This window comes from Cutibacterium nasicola, from assembly GCF_051303185.1.
Classification (GTDB): domain Bacteria; phylum Actinomycetota; class Actinomycetes; order Propionibacteriales; family Propionibacteriaceae; genus Cutibacterium.
In genome coordinates this window covers 163,337-178,221 of record NZ_JBPPGE010000005.1, presented here as the reverse complement: position 1 = coordinate 178,221, position 14,885 = coordinate 163,337, and the positions used below count along the sequence as shown (strand labels likewise).

Below are 14,885 nucleotides of genomic sequence, written 5' to 3'. Positions count from 1 at the left end.
GCGCCCGAGAAGGGCCACAACGTCGCCATCGAGAACGACGTCGAATCCCATCTGCACCCCACCCCGTCGTGGGAGGTTGCCGATCACCCCATGCCCACCGGGCGTGAGGAAGTCTGGCGGTTCACCCCGATCAAGACTTTCACCCCGATCCTCTGTGAGCTCGCCCTTGAGCCGAGCCAGGAAGCCGACGTCATCGACGTCGACGTCAAGGGGACTGACGGGATCACCGTGACGACCCTGGCCACCAGCGAGCTGAACGGCCTGGCCGAGACCCCGCAGGATCGTCTGTCGGCCCTCGCCGCTACCGACCCGCACGCCATCAATCGTCGTCTGGTGATCCCGTCCGAGGCCGAGCTCAAGGCTCCGGTCGAGATCACCATCAACGGTCACAACGACGAGATCGCCTGCCACCACAACGTGGTCGTCGAGATCGGCAACCACGCTCAGGCCACCGTCATCGTGCGTCACCGTGGGGTGGCCCATCTCGGCGAGAACTGGACCTTCCGTGTCGATGACGGCGCCCAGGTGACCGTCCTCTTCGTCCAGGAGTGGGACGGCACGGCCATCCATGGTGCTCAGGTCTCCTTCGAGATCGGTCGTGACGCCACCGTCCGTACCGCCCAGGCCAGCTTCGGCGGCAAGGCCGTGCGCATCTGCCAGACGGCCTCCTACAACGGCCCCGGCGGCAACCTGACCCAGCTCGGTACCTACTTCGCCGATGCCGGCCAGCACATCGAGCACCGCCTGTTCGTCGACCACAATGCCCCCAGCACCGAGTCCCACGTGGACTTCCGTGGTTGCCTGCAGGGCGAGGACGCTCACTCGGTGTGGATCGGTGACGTCCTCATCCGCCCGGTGGCCGAGGACATCGAGACCTACGAGTCCAACAAGAACCTCGTCCTCACCGAGGGCTGCCGTGCCGACGCCGTGCCGAACCTGGAGATCCAGACCGGCAACATCCGTGGTGCGGGGCATTCCGCCTCCACCGGACGCTTCGACGCCGAGCAGCTGTTCTACCTGCAGTCACGTGGTGTCGAGGAGGCCGAGGCCCGTCGTCTCGTGGTGCACGGTTTCTTCACCGACATCGTCCGCAAGATCGGCGTGCCCGAGATCTCCGAGGAACTCGTCGACCGCATCGAAGCCGAGCTCGTCGAGAGCCTCGGCGCCGCCGCCACGATGGAGGAGGTGTGATGCCGGCCGTCACCAGCCTCTCGGCCCTCAAGGAGAATTCCCCGCAGGAGTTCGAGGTCGACGGCACCGAAATCGTCCTCGTCCGCACCGAGGGTGAGGTCCACGCCGTCGGAGCCATCTGCACCCACGCCCACGTGCCGATGGCTGACGGTGACGTCGAGGACTGTGGCCTCGAGTGCTACATGCACGGGTCGATCTTCGACCTGCGCACCGGCACACCGCGCAATCTTCCGGCTACCGAGCCGCTTCCCGTCTATCCCGTGACCATCGACGGCGACGACGTCCTCGTCGACGTCGCCAAGCCCATCACCAAGGAGTCCTGAACCACCATGGCAACCCTGCAGATCAATGACCTTCATGTCGACGTCGAGACCGAGGCTGGTCCCAAGCAGATCCTCAAGGGAGTCGACCTGACCATCAACTCCGGGGAGGTCCACGCCATCATGGGCCCCAATGGTTCCGGCAAGTCGACCCTGGCCTACACCCTGGCCGGTCACCCCAAGTACACCGTCACCGGCGGTTCCGTCACCCTCGATGGTGAGGACCTGCTGGCCATGACCGTCGACGAGCGTGCCCGCGCAGGTCTGTTCCTGTCGATGCAGTACCCGGTCGAGGTGCCCGGCGTCTCCGTCGCCAACTTCCTGCGTACCGCCCGTACCGCCATCGACGGTCAGGCTCCGAAGCTGCGCACTTGGGTCAAGGAGGTCAACGACGCCCTGACCCGGCAGGAGCTCGACCTCGACTTCGCCGAGCGCTCTGTCAACGAGGGATTCTCCGGTGGGGAGAAGAAGCGTTCCGAGATGGCCCAGCTCGAGCTGCTCCGCCCGAAGTTCGCCATCCTTGACGAGACCGATTCCGGCCTGGACATTGACGCCCTCAAGATCGTCGCGAACACCGTCAACCGGTACATGACCGACCCGGAGCACGGGCTCATGTTGATCACCCACTACACCCGAATCCTGCGCTACGTGAAGCCCACCCAGGTTCACGTCTACGTCGACGGTCGGGTGGCCGCCACCGGTGGTCCGGAGTTGGGCGAGGAGCTCGAGGCCGAGGGCTACGAGAAGTACCTGTCCGCCGCCAAGGCCAACGCCTGATCATGAGCTATGACGTCGAGAAGATCAGGAAGGACTTCCCCATCCTGTCGACCAAGGTGGGGAAGTACCCGCTGACGTACCTCGACTCGGCCAACACCTCCCAGAAACCGCAGGTCGTCATTGACACCCTGAGTGAGCACTACGCCCGTCACAACGCAAACGTTGCCCGGGCCATGCACCAGCTCGGTTTGGAGGCCACCCAGGCATACGAGGGCGGGCGCGAACGCATCGCGCGGTTCATCGGGGCGTCTCGTCCCGAGGAAGTGGTGGCCTTGTCGAATGCCTCGGAGGCTCTCAACCTGTGTGCTCACACCCTGGGTGAGCGTCTCGGGCCCGGCGACGAGGTCGTCATCTCAGTAATGGAGCATCACTCCAACCTGGTGCCATGGCAGCTCGTGTGTCAGCGCACCGGAGCCACCCTGCGGTGGTTCGACATCACCGACGACGGGCGTCTCGACCTTGAGAAGGCCGAGGCGGATGAGCTCATCAATGAGCACACCAAGGTCGTCTCCCTGACCTTGGCCTCCAACGTGCTGGGGACGATCAACCCCATCGGAAGGATCGCCGAACAGGCTCATGCCGTCGGTGCCGTCATGGTTGTCGATGCATCCCAGGCCGTGCCACAGATGCCCGTGAATGTGACGACCTCGGGCGCCGACCTGGTGGCCTTCACCGGCCACAAGATGTGTGGCCCGACGGGTATTGGCATCCTGTGGGGCCGCCACGATCTGCTCGCTGAACTGCCACCCTTCCTCGGTGGTGGCGAGATGATCGAGGTTGTGCGTATGGAGGGATCGACCTACGCCGAGCCTCCGCACCGATTCGAGGCTGGCACTCCTCCGATCGCGCAGCTTGCCGCCCTCGGAGCAGCTGCCGGTTACCTCGACGGCATCGGAATGGAGGCTATTGCCGAGCACGAGCATCACCTGGCTGCTCGGATGCTCAAGGAGCTTCAGACCGTCAAGGGAGTGCGTATCCTCGGGCCAACCGACACCACAGCCCGTACCGGAACGGTGTCCTTCACCGTCGCGGGTGTGCATCCGCATGATGCCATGAGCATCATGGATGGTCACGGCGTCGCAGTGCGAGGCGGGCACCATTGCGCCAGGCCGCTACACGAGAGACTGGGCGTACAGTCCTCCCTTCGTGCGTCGGCATACCTGTATTCGACCATGGACGAGGTGGATCGCCTCGTCGAGTCGGTCGAGTACGCTCGAAACTTCTTCGCCGGAGGCGTGGCATGAACGTCGAAGAGATGTACCAGCAGATCATCCTGGATCACTACCGGGAGAAGCACCACAGTGGTCTGCGCGAGGACTACGACGCCGAGGTGACCCAGGTCAACCCGTCATGTGGGGACGAGTTGTTGTTGCGCGTGCACCTCGATGGGGACGTCATCAGTGATGTGTCATACGACGCTGTCGGCTGCTCGATCTCGCAGGCGTCGACCTCGGTCATGACAGACCTGGTCATCGGTAAGACCGTTGATGAGGCCCAGGAACTCTACCGCGGGTTCCGAGAAATGATGCGCTCTCGAGGCACCGTCGAACTCGACGAGGACACCTACGAGGACGCCATTGCCTTCGAGGGAGTCGCCAAGCTCATGGCCCGGGTCAAGTGCGCGATGCTCGGCTGGTCGGCACTGGAGGACGGCCTGCTCAAGGCGATCGAGGACTCCCCGGAGAAGCCCCGAGCCACTGCCGACACCGCGGATAAGAATGACACGAAGGAGGAGGGCTGATGAGCGACGACAACGCCGTGCCCGACCAGGAAGTGACGCTGACGGCCATGCCGAGCGTCGACGACGTCATTGAGGCGATGAAGGACGTCATCGACCCCGAGCTCATGGTCAACGTCGTTGACCTTGGCCTTGTCTACGGGGTCAACATCGACGACGAGGGCAATGTCACCATCGACATGACGCTGACCAGCCCCACCTGCCCGCTGACGGATCGTCTGGAGTACGACACCCAGACGGTGCTCGAGGGGATCGTCAAGTCCGCTACGATCAATTGGGTGTGGCTGCCGCCGTGGGGTCTGGAGCGCATCACCGACGATGGTCGGGCGCAGCTCCAGGCGATCGGCTTCAACGTCTGAGTCTGTCGTCACGTTCCTGCGCAGGCAGGAGTGACACGAGAGTCCGGATGGTCAGGATTTCCTGATCCCCGGGCCCTTCCGGCTGTCCGTCCACTCTGTCAGACACAACTGGCACGGCTAGGAAGAAAAGGGCCCGAGGGTCCCAGCCCCTCACCGGCCACATTCAGACACTGCTGGCCACCTCGTAGGCGTCCCAGATTGCGTACATGACGTTGGCGGGCAGTTCCTCCTCATGACCGTTGACCTCGACCATGAGTCCCCTCGGCGTGGTGTGCAGGGCCTCGGCGTGACCACACCCGGACCGGACCGACCCGCTGAACGGGGTCGTCCTGGCCTTGCAATCCTTCTCAGACGGCGAACCAGAAGATGACGCCAGCGACGACCAGCACTGCCGGAACGACGATGGCCACCAGGTGCCACCACCGTTTCTCCAACCAGATCTGTGTCAGGACGCCAATGATGAGGCCCAGAACGCCCAGGGCGACCACGGAACACCAGTAGGTGACGGGTTCACCGCGCTGGCACACCCCGCCGGCCTGGTCACAGAGGGACCACCACGCGAGATATCCGAAAATGCCCAATCCAAGCACCGCGACGACAACACCGCAGATGACGAGAATCAGGTATCGGCGCCATGAACGGGCGGCCTGTTCAAGGTCGTCGTCTTCTGGTGCTGCTCGGCGTGGGGTACTCATGTCTGACATTCTGTCAAGACGTGGGGATGATGTCTCCTTTCACGCGCGGAACTGAACCCGGCTCCCTCCAGGAAGACTCTGGACAAGGCATTGTCACCTTTGAACTCACGCCAGCCGACGGCAGACAGGTCACTGTGCACGCCCAGTCCCACCTGGAGAATTGGTACGGCAATGTCGGTTTCGTCGCCACTGGGCCGCACTTCGACGAGGCAGGCATCGATCACGTCCCCATGACCTTGAGGCGCTGATTCCTCCGAGGTCTCCATTTGGTCCAAGGCGTCAGGACGGGGGAAGATGGGCCGGTGCTGCAGGTCAAGGATGTGGAGGTGCGGGTCGGAGCCAGGCTCCTGCTCAACCCGGTGAGTTTCCAGGTCGCCGCTGGGGACAAGATCGGTTTGGTGGGTCGAAATGGTGCCGGCAAGACGACCCTGACACGCATCCTCGCTGGTGAGGGACTTCCCGCGGCAGGTTTGGTGAGGCGTGCTGGGGAACTCGGCTATCTTCCTCAGGATCCCCGCGATCCTGACATGGAGACCATCGCCCGAGCACGAATCCTCTCGGCTCGTGGTCTGGACCACATGATCGAGCGGATGCGCACCCTTGAGGACCAGATGGCCAACGGCTCCGACGAGGAGCGGGCCGTCGCGATGGACAAGTACTCCAAGGCCGAGGACCGTCTTGTCGCTGCCGGCGGTTACGGAGCCTCTGCCGAGGCCGCCCGAATCGCGTCGAACCTGGGCCTAGACGATCGCGTGCTGTCCCAGCCGCTCAAGAATCTCTCCGGCGGTCAGCGCCGCCGGGTCGAACTGGCGCGCATCCTCTTCTCCGGGGCGGACACCCTTCTCCTCGACGAGCCGACCAACCACCTGGACGCCGACTCCATCGTCTGGCTGCGCAGCTTCCTGCAGTCCTACTCAGGTGGGGTTCTCATGATCTCCCACGACACCGGGCTGGTGGAGGCAACCGTCAACAAGGTCTTCCACCTGGACGCCAACCGCGCCACCCTCGACATCTACTCCATGGGCTGGAAGCTCTACCTCGAGCAGCGGGCTGCTGACGAGAAGCGTCGTCACAAGGAGAGGATCAACGCCGAACGCAAGGCTGCTGCCCTGCAGGCCCAGGCTGACAAGCTTCATGCCAAGGCGACGAAGGCCGTTGCCGCCCAACAGATGGCCCGACGCGCCGAGAAACTGCTCGCCGAGGTCGAGGGGGAGAGGGCCGTCGACAAGGTGGCTGCCATCCGCTTCCCAAATCCGGCCCCCTGTGGCAAGACGCCGCTCATGGCCCGCAACCTCACGAAGACCTACGGGTCCCTGGAGGTCTTCACCGGAGTGGACCTGGCCATCGACCGGGGATCCCAGGTCGTCGTCCTGGGGCTCAATGGCGCTGGCAAGACGACACTGCTGCGGATCCTGGCAGGCAACGAGACCCCCGACACCGGTGAGGTCATTGCCGGGCATGGCCTCAAACTGGGGTACTTCGCCCAGGAGCACGACCTGCTGGACATGGATCGCACCGTGTTGGAGAACATGGCCAGCGCAGCAGCTGATCTCAACGAGACCGAGATACGCAAGGTCTTGGGGTCGTTCCTCTTCACCGGTGACGACGTGTACAAGCTGGCCGGGGTGCTCTCCGGTGGTGAGAAGACCCGTCTTGCTCTGGCCACCCTCGTCGTGTCCTCGGCCAATGTGTTGTTGCTCGATGAGCCGACCAACAACCTCGACCCAGCCAGTCGGGAGCAGGTTCTCGATGCCATCGGTCACTTCGGCGGAGCGATCGTTCTGGTCACCCACGATGAGGGAGCCGTTCATGCCCTCGACCCAGATCGGGTACTCGTGCTGCCCGACGGCACCGAGGACATGTGGAGCGCTGACTACGCCGAGCTCATCAGTCTGGCCTGATGTTGCACTTCTGGCGGCTGTGACATGCCGTAACATGAAGGCGCACAGGACGTCGTCAAGGAGAGCTGATGGTCACACGTGCGCCCAGACTGGTCGGTGAGGCCAGGCAGGCGATGGCCGAGGAATTGGCGGGTCGCTACAACGCAGGTGCGTCCATCCGGTCCTTGGCACGCGAGTCCGGACGATCGTACGGGCTGGTGCAGAAGCTTCTGCGGGAAGCCGGGGTGAAGTTCCGTCCACGCGGTGGTGCTGACCCGGCGTCTCCTGAGACCAAGGCCGCGCGCCAGACCGTGCAGCAGGAATCACCCGCTGACTCGGCACAGGAGCTGCCAGCCTCCGAACAGAAGCAGACGACGTCGCAGGACGAACCCGCCGCGTCGACGAAGGATCAGGTTGACGAGCAGCCCGACCTCAAGGCCCTCCGACTGGCCGTAGAGGCGGCCGTGGCCCGGGCCGAGAAGGCCGACCGCAAGGCACGCAAGGCCGAGAAGGCGCTGAAGAAGCTGCGTCGCAAGGGAGCCGGGAAGTCCCGCCGCAAGAAGGCCAGGGCGACCCTCAACAAGCACCGTGCCAAGGCTGAGAAGGCCGACCGCAAGTTGCGCAAGGCCCGTCGTCGACTTGACGAGGCCGAGCACGCCGCTGAGCCTCGCCAGTTCTGAGAGGTTGTTCGTGTCGACCGCGATCAGCGCGGGGCCAGGGTGGTGATCTCCACCGCTGAGGTGACCTCCACCGCATCCACATGAACGTCCTGGACGTGGTGGGCGCTGGGTCCCATTGCGATGACGTCCGAGGCTGTCGGCCCATCGAGGCCTACGGTGGTGCGGACCTCCTCGTGTCCGGCAACCGCGAACCGTGATTCCAGACCTGCCACGAGTTCGTCATGCTTGTGGGGTTGGATACCGATCATCCCGGTCGCCTCGCGTAGCTGATGCAGATGCTCGGGTAGCGGAGTGACGACGACGAGGAGGCCGTCGGGACGCAGGATGCGTGCGAATTCATCGCGGTTGCGCGGCGCGAACGCGCACAGCACAGCGTCCATGCACCCGGTGCGGATCGGTAGACCGACCCAGGTGTCGGCGACGACGGCTGCCATCCGAGGATGGGCCCTGGCCGCCTTGCGAATGGCGGCTGGCGAGACATCAGTGGCCAGACCGAGGGTACGTGTGTGAGCTTCGAGAACCTGTGCCAGGTGATGTCCCGTTCCGGCCCCGACCTCGACGATGTTCCCGCCATCGGCAAGGATCTCGGTGAGACGACCGTCGAGGTCGCGGAAGAGACCGGCATCGAGTACCCGCTGACGTGACGCGACCATCGCGGGGGTGTCAGCATTCGCCCCGGAAGGGGAGGTCGTCATCGTCACATGGCCTTGCCTGGCGATGTCGAGACAATGGCCTTCGCCGCAGCGCAGGGAATGCCCATCGAGGTTCAGGGATCTTTCATGGCCGCGGCGTTGGCAGGTCGGACACACCAACCACGGCAGGGCCAGGGACAAGGTCGGCATCACGTGGTGACCGTCCTCGTCTCGGTTGTCCCGGACTCTTCGGGGGTCGCGCCGTTGTCCTCTCCGTCGATGGTAGCGGAGGACCGGTTGACCTTGCCGATGGTGTCGGAGTAGATGAGCCGGACCATGGCCAGGCTCAGCACCGTGACCAGGAAGGTCAGAGCCACCCACCGAGCCCGCAGCGTCCTCACGCTCTCCAGCCTAGGTCCACGACGCCACTCAGGTCGAACCTTTCCAGTTCTCGGTGGTGACGTGCGATAGGTTCATTCCATGAGTCCAGACACCCCGGGCCGCGTGGCCCTCGTCACAGGTGGATCGCGCGGTATCGGGGCCGCGATCGCCGCAGATCTGCACGCACAGGGATACCGAGTGGCTGCCACAAGTCGCTCGGCCACCGCACCTGAGGGGGTGCTGCCGGTTGCCTGCGATGTCACCGACGCAGACTCCGTGGACGCAGCATTCAGCCAGGTGGAACAGGAGCTCGGCCCGGTCGAGGTGCTCGTCGCCAACGCTGGCATCACTCGGGACGGGCTCCTCGCCCGTATGAAGGAGGAGGACTTCACCGACGTCGTCGACACCAACCTCATTGGTGCCTACCGTGTCATTCGTCGCGCTGCCAGAGCGATGACCCGCGCCCGGTTCGGACGCATCGTCCTGACCTCCTCGGTGGTCGGCCTGCTCGGCTCGCCTGGCCAGGTCAACTACGCTGCGTCGAAGGCCGGCATGGTCGGTATCGCCCGGTCCCTCACCCGCGAGCTCGGTGCCCGTGGCATCACCTGCAACCTCGTCGCTCCCGGTTTCATCTCCACCGACATGACTGACGAACTGCCTGAGAAAGTCGTCGAGAGCTATCTGGAGCGCATCCCGGCCAAGCGACTGGGAACGGTTGACGACGTCGTCGCCGCCGTCCGCTTCCTCGTCAGCGACTCCGCCGGCTACATCTCCGGTGCCGTGATCCCCGTTGACGGCGGACTCGGCATGGGCCACTGAAACCACGTACATCCATCCTCCCCATCGACCGTAAGGACATCACCATGGGACTTCTCGAAGGACGCACCATTCTCGTCACCGGCGTGACGATGCACACCTCCATCGCTTTCAAGGTGGCTCAGATCGCCCAGGAGCAGGGGGCACGGGTCATCGTCGCCAACCTGCCGCGGGCCGTCGGGGTCACCCGTCGTGCGGTGCGCAAGCTCGACCCGGTGCCGGAGGTGCTGGAGCTCGACGTCACCGACGCCGACCAACTCGCTGCTCTGCCACAGCAGCTGCGTGACCTCGCGGTGGAGAAGCTGGACGGCGTCGTCCACGCCATCGCCTTCGCCAACCCGAAGACTGCCCTGGGCGGCAAGTTCCTCGAGACCGAGTGGGACGACGTCTCAGTGGCGGTCCACACCTCCACCTACTCCTACGTCTCCCTCATCACCGCGCTCGACGGGATGCTCGCCGAGCATGCTTCGGTCGTCGGTCTGACTTTCGATGCCACCGTCTCGTGGCCCTTCTATGACTGGATGGGAGTTGCCAAGGCCGGCCTGGAGTCGGCCAACCGTTACCTGGCCCGTTACATGGGTCCCAAGGGAGTGCGCTGCAACCTCGTCTCGGCTGGCCCGCTGGACACCATGGCCAAGACGGCCATTCCCGGCGCTGACGCCTTCAACGACTTGTGGGGTGAGCGTGCCCCGCTCGGCTGGGACACCAAGGACACCACTGCGGCCGCCAAGGGAATTGTTGCCCTGTTGTCTGATTGGTTCCCCGCCACCACCGGCGAGATGATCCACGTCGACGGAGGCATGGGTTCAACCGGAGCCTGATCATGTCTGCGGCCACGAGGTGGCTGCTGTGATCGCTTGGGAGGCGGCATTGCGCAACCGGCGCAGCGCCGCTTCTCTCGTGTGCGCGCCGTGGGCCGTGATCATCTGGGGGGTGGACGCCATCCCGGCGTCACAGGCGGTCAATACGGTCCAGGCCGAGTCGAACAGCCGTTGGTCAGCAGGACGGTGACCAGTCAGATGCGGGGCAATGGTGTCGGGGCGTTCCCCGGCGGCCATGCCCAGATCGTTGAGCTGGGATGCCGTGGCCGTCATCGCCGAGCGGAGCAGGGCCGTCGCCTCAGCCGGGGTTGGTGGGGACAGCGGAGACGCTCCTCGGACAATCGTCCACTGCATGGCGGGGCCGACAGGCTGAGGAATCCACGAGGTACCGGCGGGAATGGACGAGCAGCCCTGGTGGCAGATGATGACGGCCCCGGCATCGATGGCGGCGTGGTTGAACGGTGCCGGACCTCGCAGTCCGGTGAGATGGCCGGGGGCGGGCAGCAGGAGGCCCCAGAACACCGGGGAGTCGTGGGGGACGTGGGAGATCCGGGACAGAGCCATCCGAATCGGGACCGACACCAGGGGATCGTGCTCGGACAGGCCGAGGACCTCCTCGGGGTCATGAACATGGTGGGCTGCCGCCATTTCCAGGAGTTCGGCCTCAGCGTGCGCAGCTGTGGTGCGACCGGCACACAGGTCGTTGAGGAGGCAGGTGAGACGGCAGCAGATCTCGAGCACTTGCCCAGACTAGAACGCACTCACACGGCACCGACGGTCACAGCTGACAACGCCACCATGTCGATCTCGTCGCGCCAGACCGTCAATGTCGCCGGTACACGGTAGGTTCATTCCCATGAATGCAGTGGCGCAGTTGGCAGGCGTGGGAGTCCGACGCGGGGATCGATGGATCCTCGACAACGTCGACCTCGACGTCGAAGACGGCCAGCGCTGGGTGTTGATCGGTCCCAATGGAGCGGGAAAGACGACCCTTCTGCAGGTGCTGGGAGTTCAGCTTCACCCCACCGTGGGACTGGTCGAGATCCTTGACGAGATCCTCGGCGCCGTTGACGTCTTCGAGCTGCGTCCTCGCATCGGCATGGCCTCCTCGGCCCTGGCGCATCGTATCCCGGCCCAGGAGAAGGTCGGCAACATCGTGGTCTCGGCTGCCTGGGGTGTCGTCGGACGCTGGCGTGAGGCCTACGGCGAGCAGGACGTCGACCGCGCGGAAGAACTGCTGGAGCGCATGGGCCTGGTCGGAATGGCCGATCGCACCTGGGGCTCCCTCAGCGAGGGGGAGCGCAAACGGGTCGAGATTGCCCGTGCGCTCATGACCGATCCTGAGCTGCTGCTCATGGACGAGCCCGCCGCGGGCCTCGACCTCGCAGGTCGTGAGCAGTTGGTTGACGTGCTCTCGTCCATCTTCACCGATCCTGATGCCCCTGCCTCGATGCTCGTCACCCATCACCTGGAGGAGATCCCGGCTGGCGTCACCCATGCCTTGGTGATGGCCGACGGGCACATCGTGGCTGCCGGGCCGGTCGAGACGACCCTGACCTCCGAGGTTCTCTCGGGTGCTTTCGGGACACCGCTGACCGTCAGTCACGTTGATGGCCGATGGAATGCCCGCGCTGCCCACTGAATGTAGGACCACCTGACGACGGGAGAGTACCGTGATGGATCACGTGAAGGACTGGCCGTGGCTGGTCTGGCTGGTTGGCTCGGCAGTGCTGGCCTGTACCGAGATGCTCACCGGCGATTTCACCTTGCTGATGTTGGCCGGTGGGGCGGCTGCTGGTGCCATCACGGCTTTCTTCCTGCCGGGGATGGTCTTGGTCCAGGCGATCGTGGCCGTGACTGTCGCCGTCCTCATGCTGGCTGTGCTGCGTCCCACCCTGTTACGACGAGTCCGGGAAGCTCCCGGATACCGGTCCTCCCTCGACAAGCTGGTCGGCTCGAGCGGGGTCGCCACCACGCAGATCACGGATGGCCACGGGCAGGTCAAGGTCGAGGGCGAGGAGTGGTCGGCACGAGCCTTCGAGCCGGGCATGGCGATTGCTTCCGGTGAGAAGGTCGAGGTCTTCGAGGTGGACGGGACAACTCTCGTTGTATATCCAGTTTGCAGGAGCCTCGGTCCGTGATCTGAAAATTTTTCCCTGATCTGGGATGATGAACACGGTGCCATGGCGTGACCGGCACCGTCCACGACCCTTTGCAGGAGTTTCCATGCCCCAGTTCATCACGGTTCTGGTGATCCTTGCGCTGCTCGTCGCCGTCTTGGCCTCGAGCATCAAGATCGTCCACCAGCAGAAGATCGGCTTGGTCGAGCGACTCGGTAAGTTCAACCGACGTCTCACCCCTGGCCCCCACCTGGTCATCCCCATCATCGATCGCGTGCAGTACAACCTCGACATGCGTGAACAGGTCGTCCCCTTCCCGCCGCAGGGAGTCATCACCGAGGACAACCTGATGGTCAACATCGACTCGGTCATCTACTTCCAGATCGTTGACCCCGAGCGTGCCGCCTACGAGGCCCAGTCCTACAAGACGGCGATCGAGCAGCTCACCATGACGACGCTGCGAAACATCATCGGTGGCATGGACATGGAGGCCGCTCTCACCAGCCGTGAGGAGATCAACCAGAAGCTGCGCGCGGTTCTCGACGAGGCCACTGGCAAGTGGGGTATCAAGGTCAACCGAGTTGAGCTGCGTGCCATTGAACCGCCGCCCACCATCCGTGACGCGATGGAGAAGGGTGCCCGTGCCGAGCGCGACAAGCGAGCTGCGATTCTGCTGGCAGAGGGCCAGCGGCAGTCCCAGATCTTGTCGGCCGGTGGCGACCGGGAGTCGGCAATTCTGCGTGCCCAGGGCGATCGTGAGGCCGCAGTGCTGCATGCCCAGGCTGACCGTCAGGCTCAGATGCTGCGAGCCGAGGGCGAGGCCCAAGCCATCACGACGGTGTTCAACGCCATCCACGCCGGACAGCCTGACCAAGGCCTGCTGGCCTACCAGTACATGCAGATGCTGCCGACCCTGGCCCACGGCGACTCCAACAAGGTGTGGGTCGTGCCTTCCGAGCTCAACGACGCCCTCAAGGGCCTAGGGTCGATGGCCGGCGGTGCACCTCAAGGATCCGACAAGGACGGATTCTCGGTCGCCGATCCGAGCCGGTTCACCGCGCCTGAGAAGGTTGACGTCTTCGCCGAGATCGAGGCTCAGAAGGTTGAGGAGAAAGAAGCGTCCGAGGCCACCGTCCAGCAGGCCATTCAGGAAGCTGCCAAGCTCGAGAACCCGGGGCTGTCCGGCAAGCGTCACAAGGACCGCGGCCAGGTGACCGGCACCCAGATTCCGGCTCCAGCCCCGGTCGAGGCCCAGGCCGAGGATGAGTCGGCCGGAACAACCACCAGCCAGGAATAGTGGGAGGCCCCAGGCCGACGACCTCGTCGACCGACCCACCTGAATCAGCGGTATGGGGCCAGCAATTCGGTGGGTAGTGGCCTTCCCAGACCCAATGATCTGATGGGGGGCGGGATCACTGTGATCCCGCCCCGTGTTCGTGCGCGCAGAGGTTCCCGTCGTCAGAGGGTCTGCGTCATGACGGCTGGGCTTCCTCCCACTGGCGGGCATAGCGACCGGCCAGAACGCCGCAGGCGATGAGCTGGGTGAGGTGGAAGATCATGAGGGGCAGGACGATGAGGGCAACCGGCTGAGCAGCGAAGAGCACTGTCGCCATCGGCAGACCGGTGGCCAGGGACTTCTTGGTGCCGCAGAACTGAGTTGCAATGCGGTCTTCACGGTTGAATCCGAGCCATCCCGAGCCCACCCAGGTGAGCCAGAGCATGAAGATCAACAAGGCCAGGCAGATGATCGTCAGGACGGCCATGGAGGCTGGGGACACCAGGGACCACATGTGTTCACGCATGCCCTCGGAGAAGGCCGAGTAGACGACGAGGATGATCGAGCCCTGGTCGACGTACTTCAGCGGCTTGCGGTGCTTCTGCACGAAGTCGGCTGTCCAGCGTCGTGAAAGCTGGCCGAGCACGAAGGGGAGCAGCAACTGTAGGATGACGTCCAGGAAGCTGGACGGTTGGATCTTGAGACCACCGGTGGTCGACATCAACAGCAGTGCGAGTACCGGGGTGAGGAAGGTACCCAGCAGATTCGATATCGTGGCCGCCACGATCGCCCCCGCGACATTGCCATGGGCGATCGAGGTGAAGTTGATCGATGACTGCACCGTCGAGGGCACCAGGCAGATCCACAACATGCCGACGTACAGGGTCGCCGGCAGGGCCCACGGTACGAGGGCCTTCATTGCCAGCCCGATGAGCGGGAAGATGATGAAGGTGGAGGCCAGGATCGCGCCCTGCAATCTCCAGTTCTTCAGGCCGTCCAGCGTCTCTCGCGGCTCCAGACGGGCACCGTAGAGGAAGAACAAGATGAAGATGAGGACGGTCACCCCGTGTGTGACGATGGGGACAGCCGATCCTGAGGCGGGAAGGATCGACCCAATGATGGCTGTCACGACGATGGCGATGACGAATCCGTCAACGGGCAGCGTGCGGCGTGGCTTGGCAGAACTCACCTGTCCACGA

At 64.3% G+C, this 14,885-nt stretch carries 18 protein-coding genes and 1 pseudogene; 14 read left to right on the top strand and 5 right to left on the bottom strand.

Annotated elements, in window-relative coordinates; all coding sequences use genetic code 11:
- Window positions 1-90: 90 nt before the first annotated feature.
- Genes sufD through ACSJJT_RS09770 form a run of 6 tightly spaced genes read left to right on the top strand, consistent with a single transcriptional unit; the run spans window position 91 to window position 4,385 of the window.
- The gene (gene sufD, locus ACSJJT_RS09795; protein WP_435918164.1) at window positions 91-1,191 is read left to right on the top strand and encodes a Fe-S cluster assembly protein SufD; all 1,101 of its coding nucleotides are present in this window, start codon (window positions 91-93) and stop codon (window positions 1,189-1,191) included.
- Window positions 1,191-1,514 (top strand): non-heme iron oxygenase ferredoxin subunit, encoded by a 324-nt coding sequence (locus ACSJJT_RS09790; protein ID WP_435918115.1) that lies wholly within the window; start codon window positions 1,191-1,193, stop codon window positions 1,512-1,514. Before sufD ends, ACSJJT_RS09790 begins: the two co-directional genes overlap by 1 nt.
- A gap of 6 nt (window positions 1,515-1,520) precedes the next feature.
- The gene (sufC, locus tag ACSJJT_RS09785; protein WP_435918114.1) at window positions 1,521-2,288 is read left to right on the top strand and encodes a Fe-S cluster assembly ATPase SufC; all 768 of its coding nucleotides are present in this window, start codon (window positions 1,521-1,523) and stop codon (window positions 2,286-2,288) included.
- Between the two features lie 2 nt (window positions 2,289-2,290).
- Window positions 2,291-3,532, top strand: coding sequence for a SufS family cysteine desulfurase (locus ACSJJT_RS09780; RefSeq protein WP_435918113.1), 1,242 nt, complete (start codon window positions 2,291-2,293; stop codon window positions 3,530-3,532).
- Window positions 3,529-4,029, top strand: a complete 501-nt coding sequence (gene sufU / locus ACSJJT_RS09775) for a Fe-S cluster assembly sulfur transfer protein SufU (RefSeq protein WP_435918112.1) — start codon at window positions 3,529-3,531, stop codon at window positions 4,027-4,029. Before ACSJJT_RS09780 ends, sufU begins: the two co-directional genes overlap by 4 nt.
- Window positions 4,029-4,385 carry a metal-sulfur cluster assembly factor gene (locus ACSJJT_RS09770; RefSeq protein WP_435918111.1) on the top strand — a complete coding sequence of 119 codons (357 nt, stop codon included), beginning with the start codon at window positions 4,029-4,031 and terminating at the stop codon, window positions 4,383-4,385. Before sufU ends, ACSJJT_RS09770 begins: the two co-directional genes overlap by 1 nt.
- 347 nt (window positions 4,386-4,732) lie before the next feature.
- On the opposite strand, the gene ACSJJT_RS09765 is transcribed toward ACSJJT_RS09770, so the two are convergent.
- Window positions 4,733-5,089: a hypothetical protein gene (locus ACSJJT_RS09765; RefSeq protein WP_435918110.1), complete on the bottom strand. Its 357-nt coding sequence runs from the start codon at window positions 5,087-5,089 to the stop codon at window positions 4,733-4,735.
- Window positions 5,090-5,187: 98 nt separating this feature from the next.
- On the opposite strand from ACSJJT_RS09765, the pseudogene ACSJJT_RS09760 reads away from it, so the two are divergent.
- The 3 genes and pseudogenes from ACSJJT_RS09760 to ACSJJT_RS09750 form a co-directional block, all read left to right on the top strand.
- A pseudogene (locus tag ACSJJT_RS09760) lies at window positions 5,188-5,328 on the top strand (GNAT family N-acetyltransferase); the annotation flags it as partial.
- A gap of 54 nt (window positions 5,329-5,382) precedes the next feature.
- Window positions 5,383-6,981: an ABC-F family ATP-binding cassette domain-containing protein gene (locus ACSJJT_RS09755; RefSeq protein WP_435918109.1), complete on the top strand. Its 1,599-nt coding sequence runs from the start codon at window positions 5,383-5,385 to the stop codon at window positions 6,979-6,981.
- Between the two features lie 68 nt (window positions 6,982-7,049).
- Entirely contained in the window at window positions 7,050-7,640 is a 591-nt protein-coding gene (locus tag ACSJJT_RS09750; RefSeq protein ID WP_435918108.1) for a helix-turn-helix domain-containing protein, read from the top strand.
- Between the two features lie 23 nt (window positions 7,641-7,663).
- Here the strand turns inward: ACSJJT_RS09750 and ACSJJT_RS09745 are convergent, their stop codons facing one another.
- The gene (locus ACSJJT_RS09745) at window positions 7,664-8,335 is read right to left on the bottom strand and encodes a methyltransferase domain-containing protein (protein ID WP_435918163.1); all 672 of its coding nucleotides are present in this window, start codon (window positions 8,333-8,335) and stop codon (window positions 7,664-7,666) included.
- Window positions 8,336-8,481: 146 nt separating this feature from the next.
- Complete coding sequence (locus tag ACSJJT_RS09740; protein ID WP_435918107.1) at window positions 8,482-8,673, bottom strand: hypothetical protein; 192 nt, start codon at window positions 8,671-8,673, stop codon at window positions 8,482-8,484.
- 79 nt (window positions 8,674-8,752) lie between these two features.
- Here ACSJJT_RS09740 and fabG point away from each other — a divergent pair, with 79 nt between their 5' ends.
- Together fabG and fabI are read left to right on the top strand one after the other, a co-directional pair.
- Window positions 8,753-9,472 carry a 3-oxoacyl-ACP reductase FabG gene (gene fabG / locus ACSJJT_RS09735; RefSeq protein ID WP_435918106.1) on the top strand — a complete coding sequence of 240 codons (720 nt, stop codon included), beginning with the start codon at window positions 8,753-8,755 and terminating at the stop codon, window positions 9,470-9,472.
- Window positions 9,473-9,516: 44 nt separating this feature from the next.
- Complete coding sequence (gene fabI / locus ACSJJT_RS09730; RefSeq protein WP_435918105.1) at window positions 9,517-10,290, top strand: enoyl-ACP reductase FabI; 774 nt, start codon at window positions 9,517-9,519, stop codon at window positions 10,288-10,290.
- Here fabI and ACSJJT_RS09725 read toward each other — a convergent pair whose 3' ends face one another.
- Window positions 10,291-11,031 carry an Rv1486c family protein gene (locus ACSJJT_RS09725; protein WP_435918104.1) on the bottom strand — a complete coding sequence of 247 codons (741 nt, stop codon included), beginning with the start codon at window positions 11,029-11,031 and terminating at the stop codon, window positions 10,291-10,293. It abuts the gene before it with no gap.
- 115 nt (window positions 11,032-11,146) lie between these two features.
- On the opposite strand from ACSJJT_RS09725, the gene ACSJJT_RS09720 reads away from it, so the two are divergent.
- The 3 genes from ACSJJT_RS09720 to ACSJJT_RS09710 all read left to right on the top strand — a co-directional run bounded on the left by ACSJJT_RS09720 (window position 11,147) and on the right by ACSJJT_RS09710 (window position 13,707).
- The gene (locus ACSJJT_RS09720; RefSeq protein ID WP_435918103.1) at window positions 11,147-11,932 is read left to right on the top strand and encodes an ABC transporter ATP-binding protein; all 786 of its coding nucleotides are present in this window, start codon (window positions 11,147-11,149) and stop codon (window positions 11,930-11,932) included.
- A gap of 34 nt (window positions 11,933-11,966) precedes the next feature.
- The gene (locus ACSJJT_RS09715; protein ID WP_435918102.1) at window positions 11,967-12,431 is read left to right on the top strand and encodes an NfeD family protein; all 465 of its coding nucleotides are present in this window, start codon (window positions 11,967-11,969) and stop codon (window positions 12,429-12,431) included.
- An 85-nt stretch (window positions 12,432-12,516) separates the two neighbouring features.
- Complete coding sequence (locus tag ACSJJT_RS09710; protein WP_435918101.1) at window positions 12,517-13,707, top strand: SPFH domain-containing protein; 1,191 nt, start codon at window positions 12,517-12,519, stop codon at window positions 13,705-13,707.
- Between the two features lie 175 nt (window positions 13,708-13,882).
- On the opposite strand, the gene ACSJJT_RS09705 is transcribed toward ACSJJT_RS09710, so the two are convergent.
- Window positions 13,883-14,875, bottom strand: a complete 993-nt coding sequence (locus tag ACSJJT_RS09705; protein WP_435918100.1) for a bile acid:sodium symporter family protein — start codon at window positions 14,873-14,875, stop codon at window positions 13,883-13,885.
- Window positions 14,876-14,885 lie beyond the last annotated feature (10 nt).

Excerpts from the sequence above, each read along its gene's own strand:
- fabG (WP_435918106.1), top strand. The coding sequence starts at position 8,753 with ATGAGTCCAGACACCCCGGGCCGCGTGGCCCTCGTCACAGGTGGATCG.
- ACSJJT_RS09715 (WP_435918102.1), top strand. The coding sequence starts at position 11,967 with ATGGATCACGTGAAGGACTGGCCGTGGCTGGTCTGGCTGGTTGGCTCG.
- ACSJJT_RS09720 (WP_435918103.1), top strand. The coding sequence starts at position 11,147 with ATGAATGCAGTGGCGCAGTTGGCAGGCGTGGGAGTCCGACGCGGGGAT.
- ACSJJT_RS09750 (WP_435918108.1), top strand. The coding sequence starts at position 7,050 with ATGGTCACACGTGCGCCCAGACTGGTCGGTGAGGCCAGGCAGGCGATG.
- ACSJJT_RS09745 (WP_435918163.1), bottom strand. The coding sequence starts at position 8,335 with ATGACGACCTCCCCTTCCGGGGCGAATGCTGACACCCCCGCGATGGTC.
- sufD (WP_435918164.1), top strand. The coding sequence starts at position 91 with ATGCCCACCGGGCGTGAGGAAGTCTGGCGGTTCACCCCGATCAAGACT.
- sufC (WP_435918114.1), top strand. The coding sequence starts at position 1,521 with ATGGCAACCCTGCAGATCAATGACCTTCATGTCGACGTCGAGACCGAG.
- ACSJJT_RS09770 (WP_435918111.1), top strand. The coding sequence starts at position 4,029 with ATGAGCGACGACAACGCCGTGCCCGACCAGGAAGTGACGCTGACGGCC.
- sufU (WP_435918112.1), top strand. The coding sequence starts at position 3,529 with ATGAACGTCGAAGAGATGTACCAGCAGATCATCCTGGATCACTACCGG.
- ACSJJT_RS09710 (WP_435918101.1), top strand. The coding sequence starts at position 12,517 with ATGCCCCAGTTCATCACGGTTCTGGTGATCCTTGCGCTGCTCGTCGCC.
- ACSJJT_RS09765 (WP_435918110.1), bottom strand. The coding sequence starts at position 5,089 with ATGTCAGACATGAGTACCCCACGCCGAGCAGCACCAGAAGACGACGAC.
- ACSJJT_RS09790 (WP_435918115.1), top strand. The coding sequence starts at position 1,191 with ATGCCGGCCGTCACCAGCCTCTCGGCCCTCAAGGAGAATTCCCCGCAG.
- fabI (WP_435918105.1), top strand. The coding sequence starts at position 9,517 with ATGGGACTTCTCGAAGGACGCACCATTCTCGTCACCGGCGTGACGATG.
- ACSJJT_RS09780 (WP_435918113.1), top strand. The coding sequence starts at position 2,291 with ATGAGCTATGACGTCGAGAAGATCAGGAAGGACTTCCCCATCCTGTCG.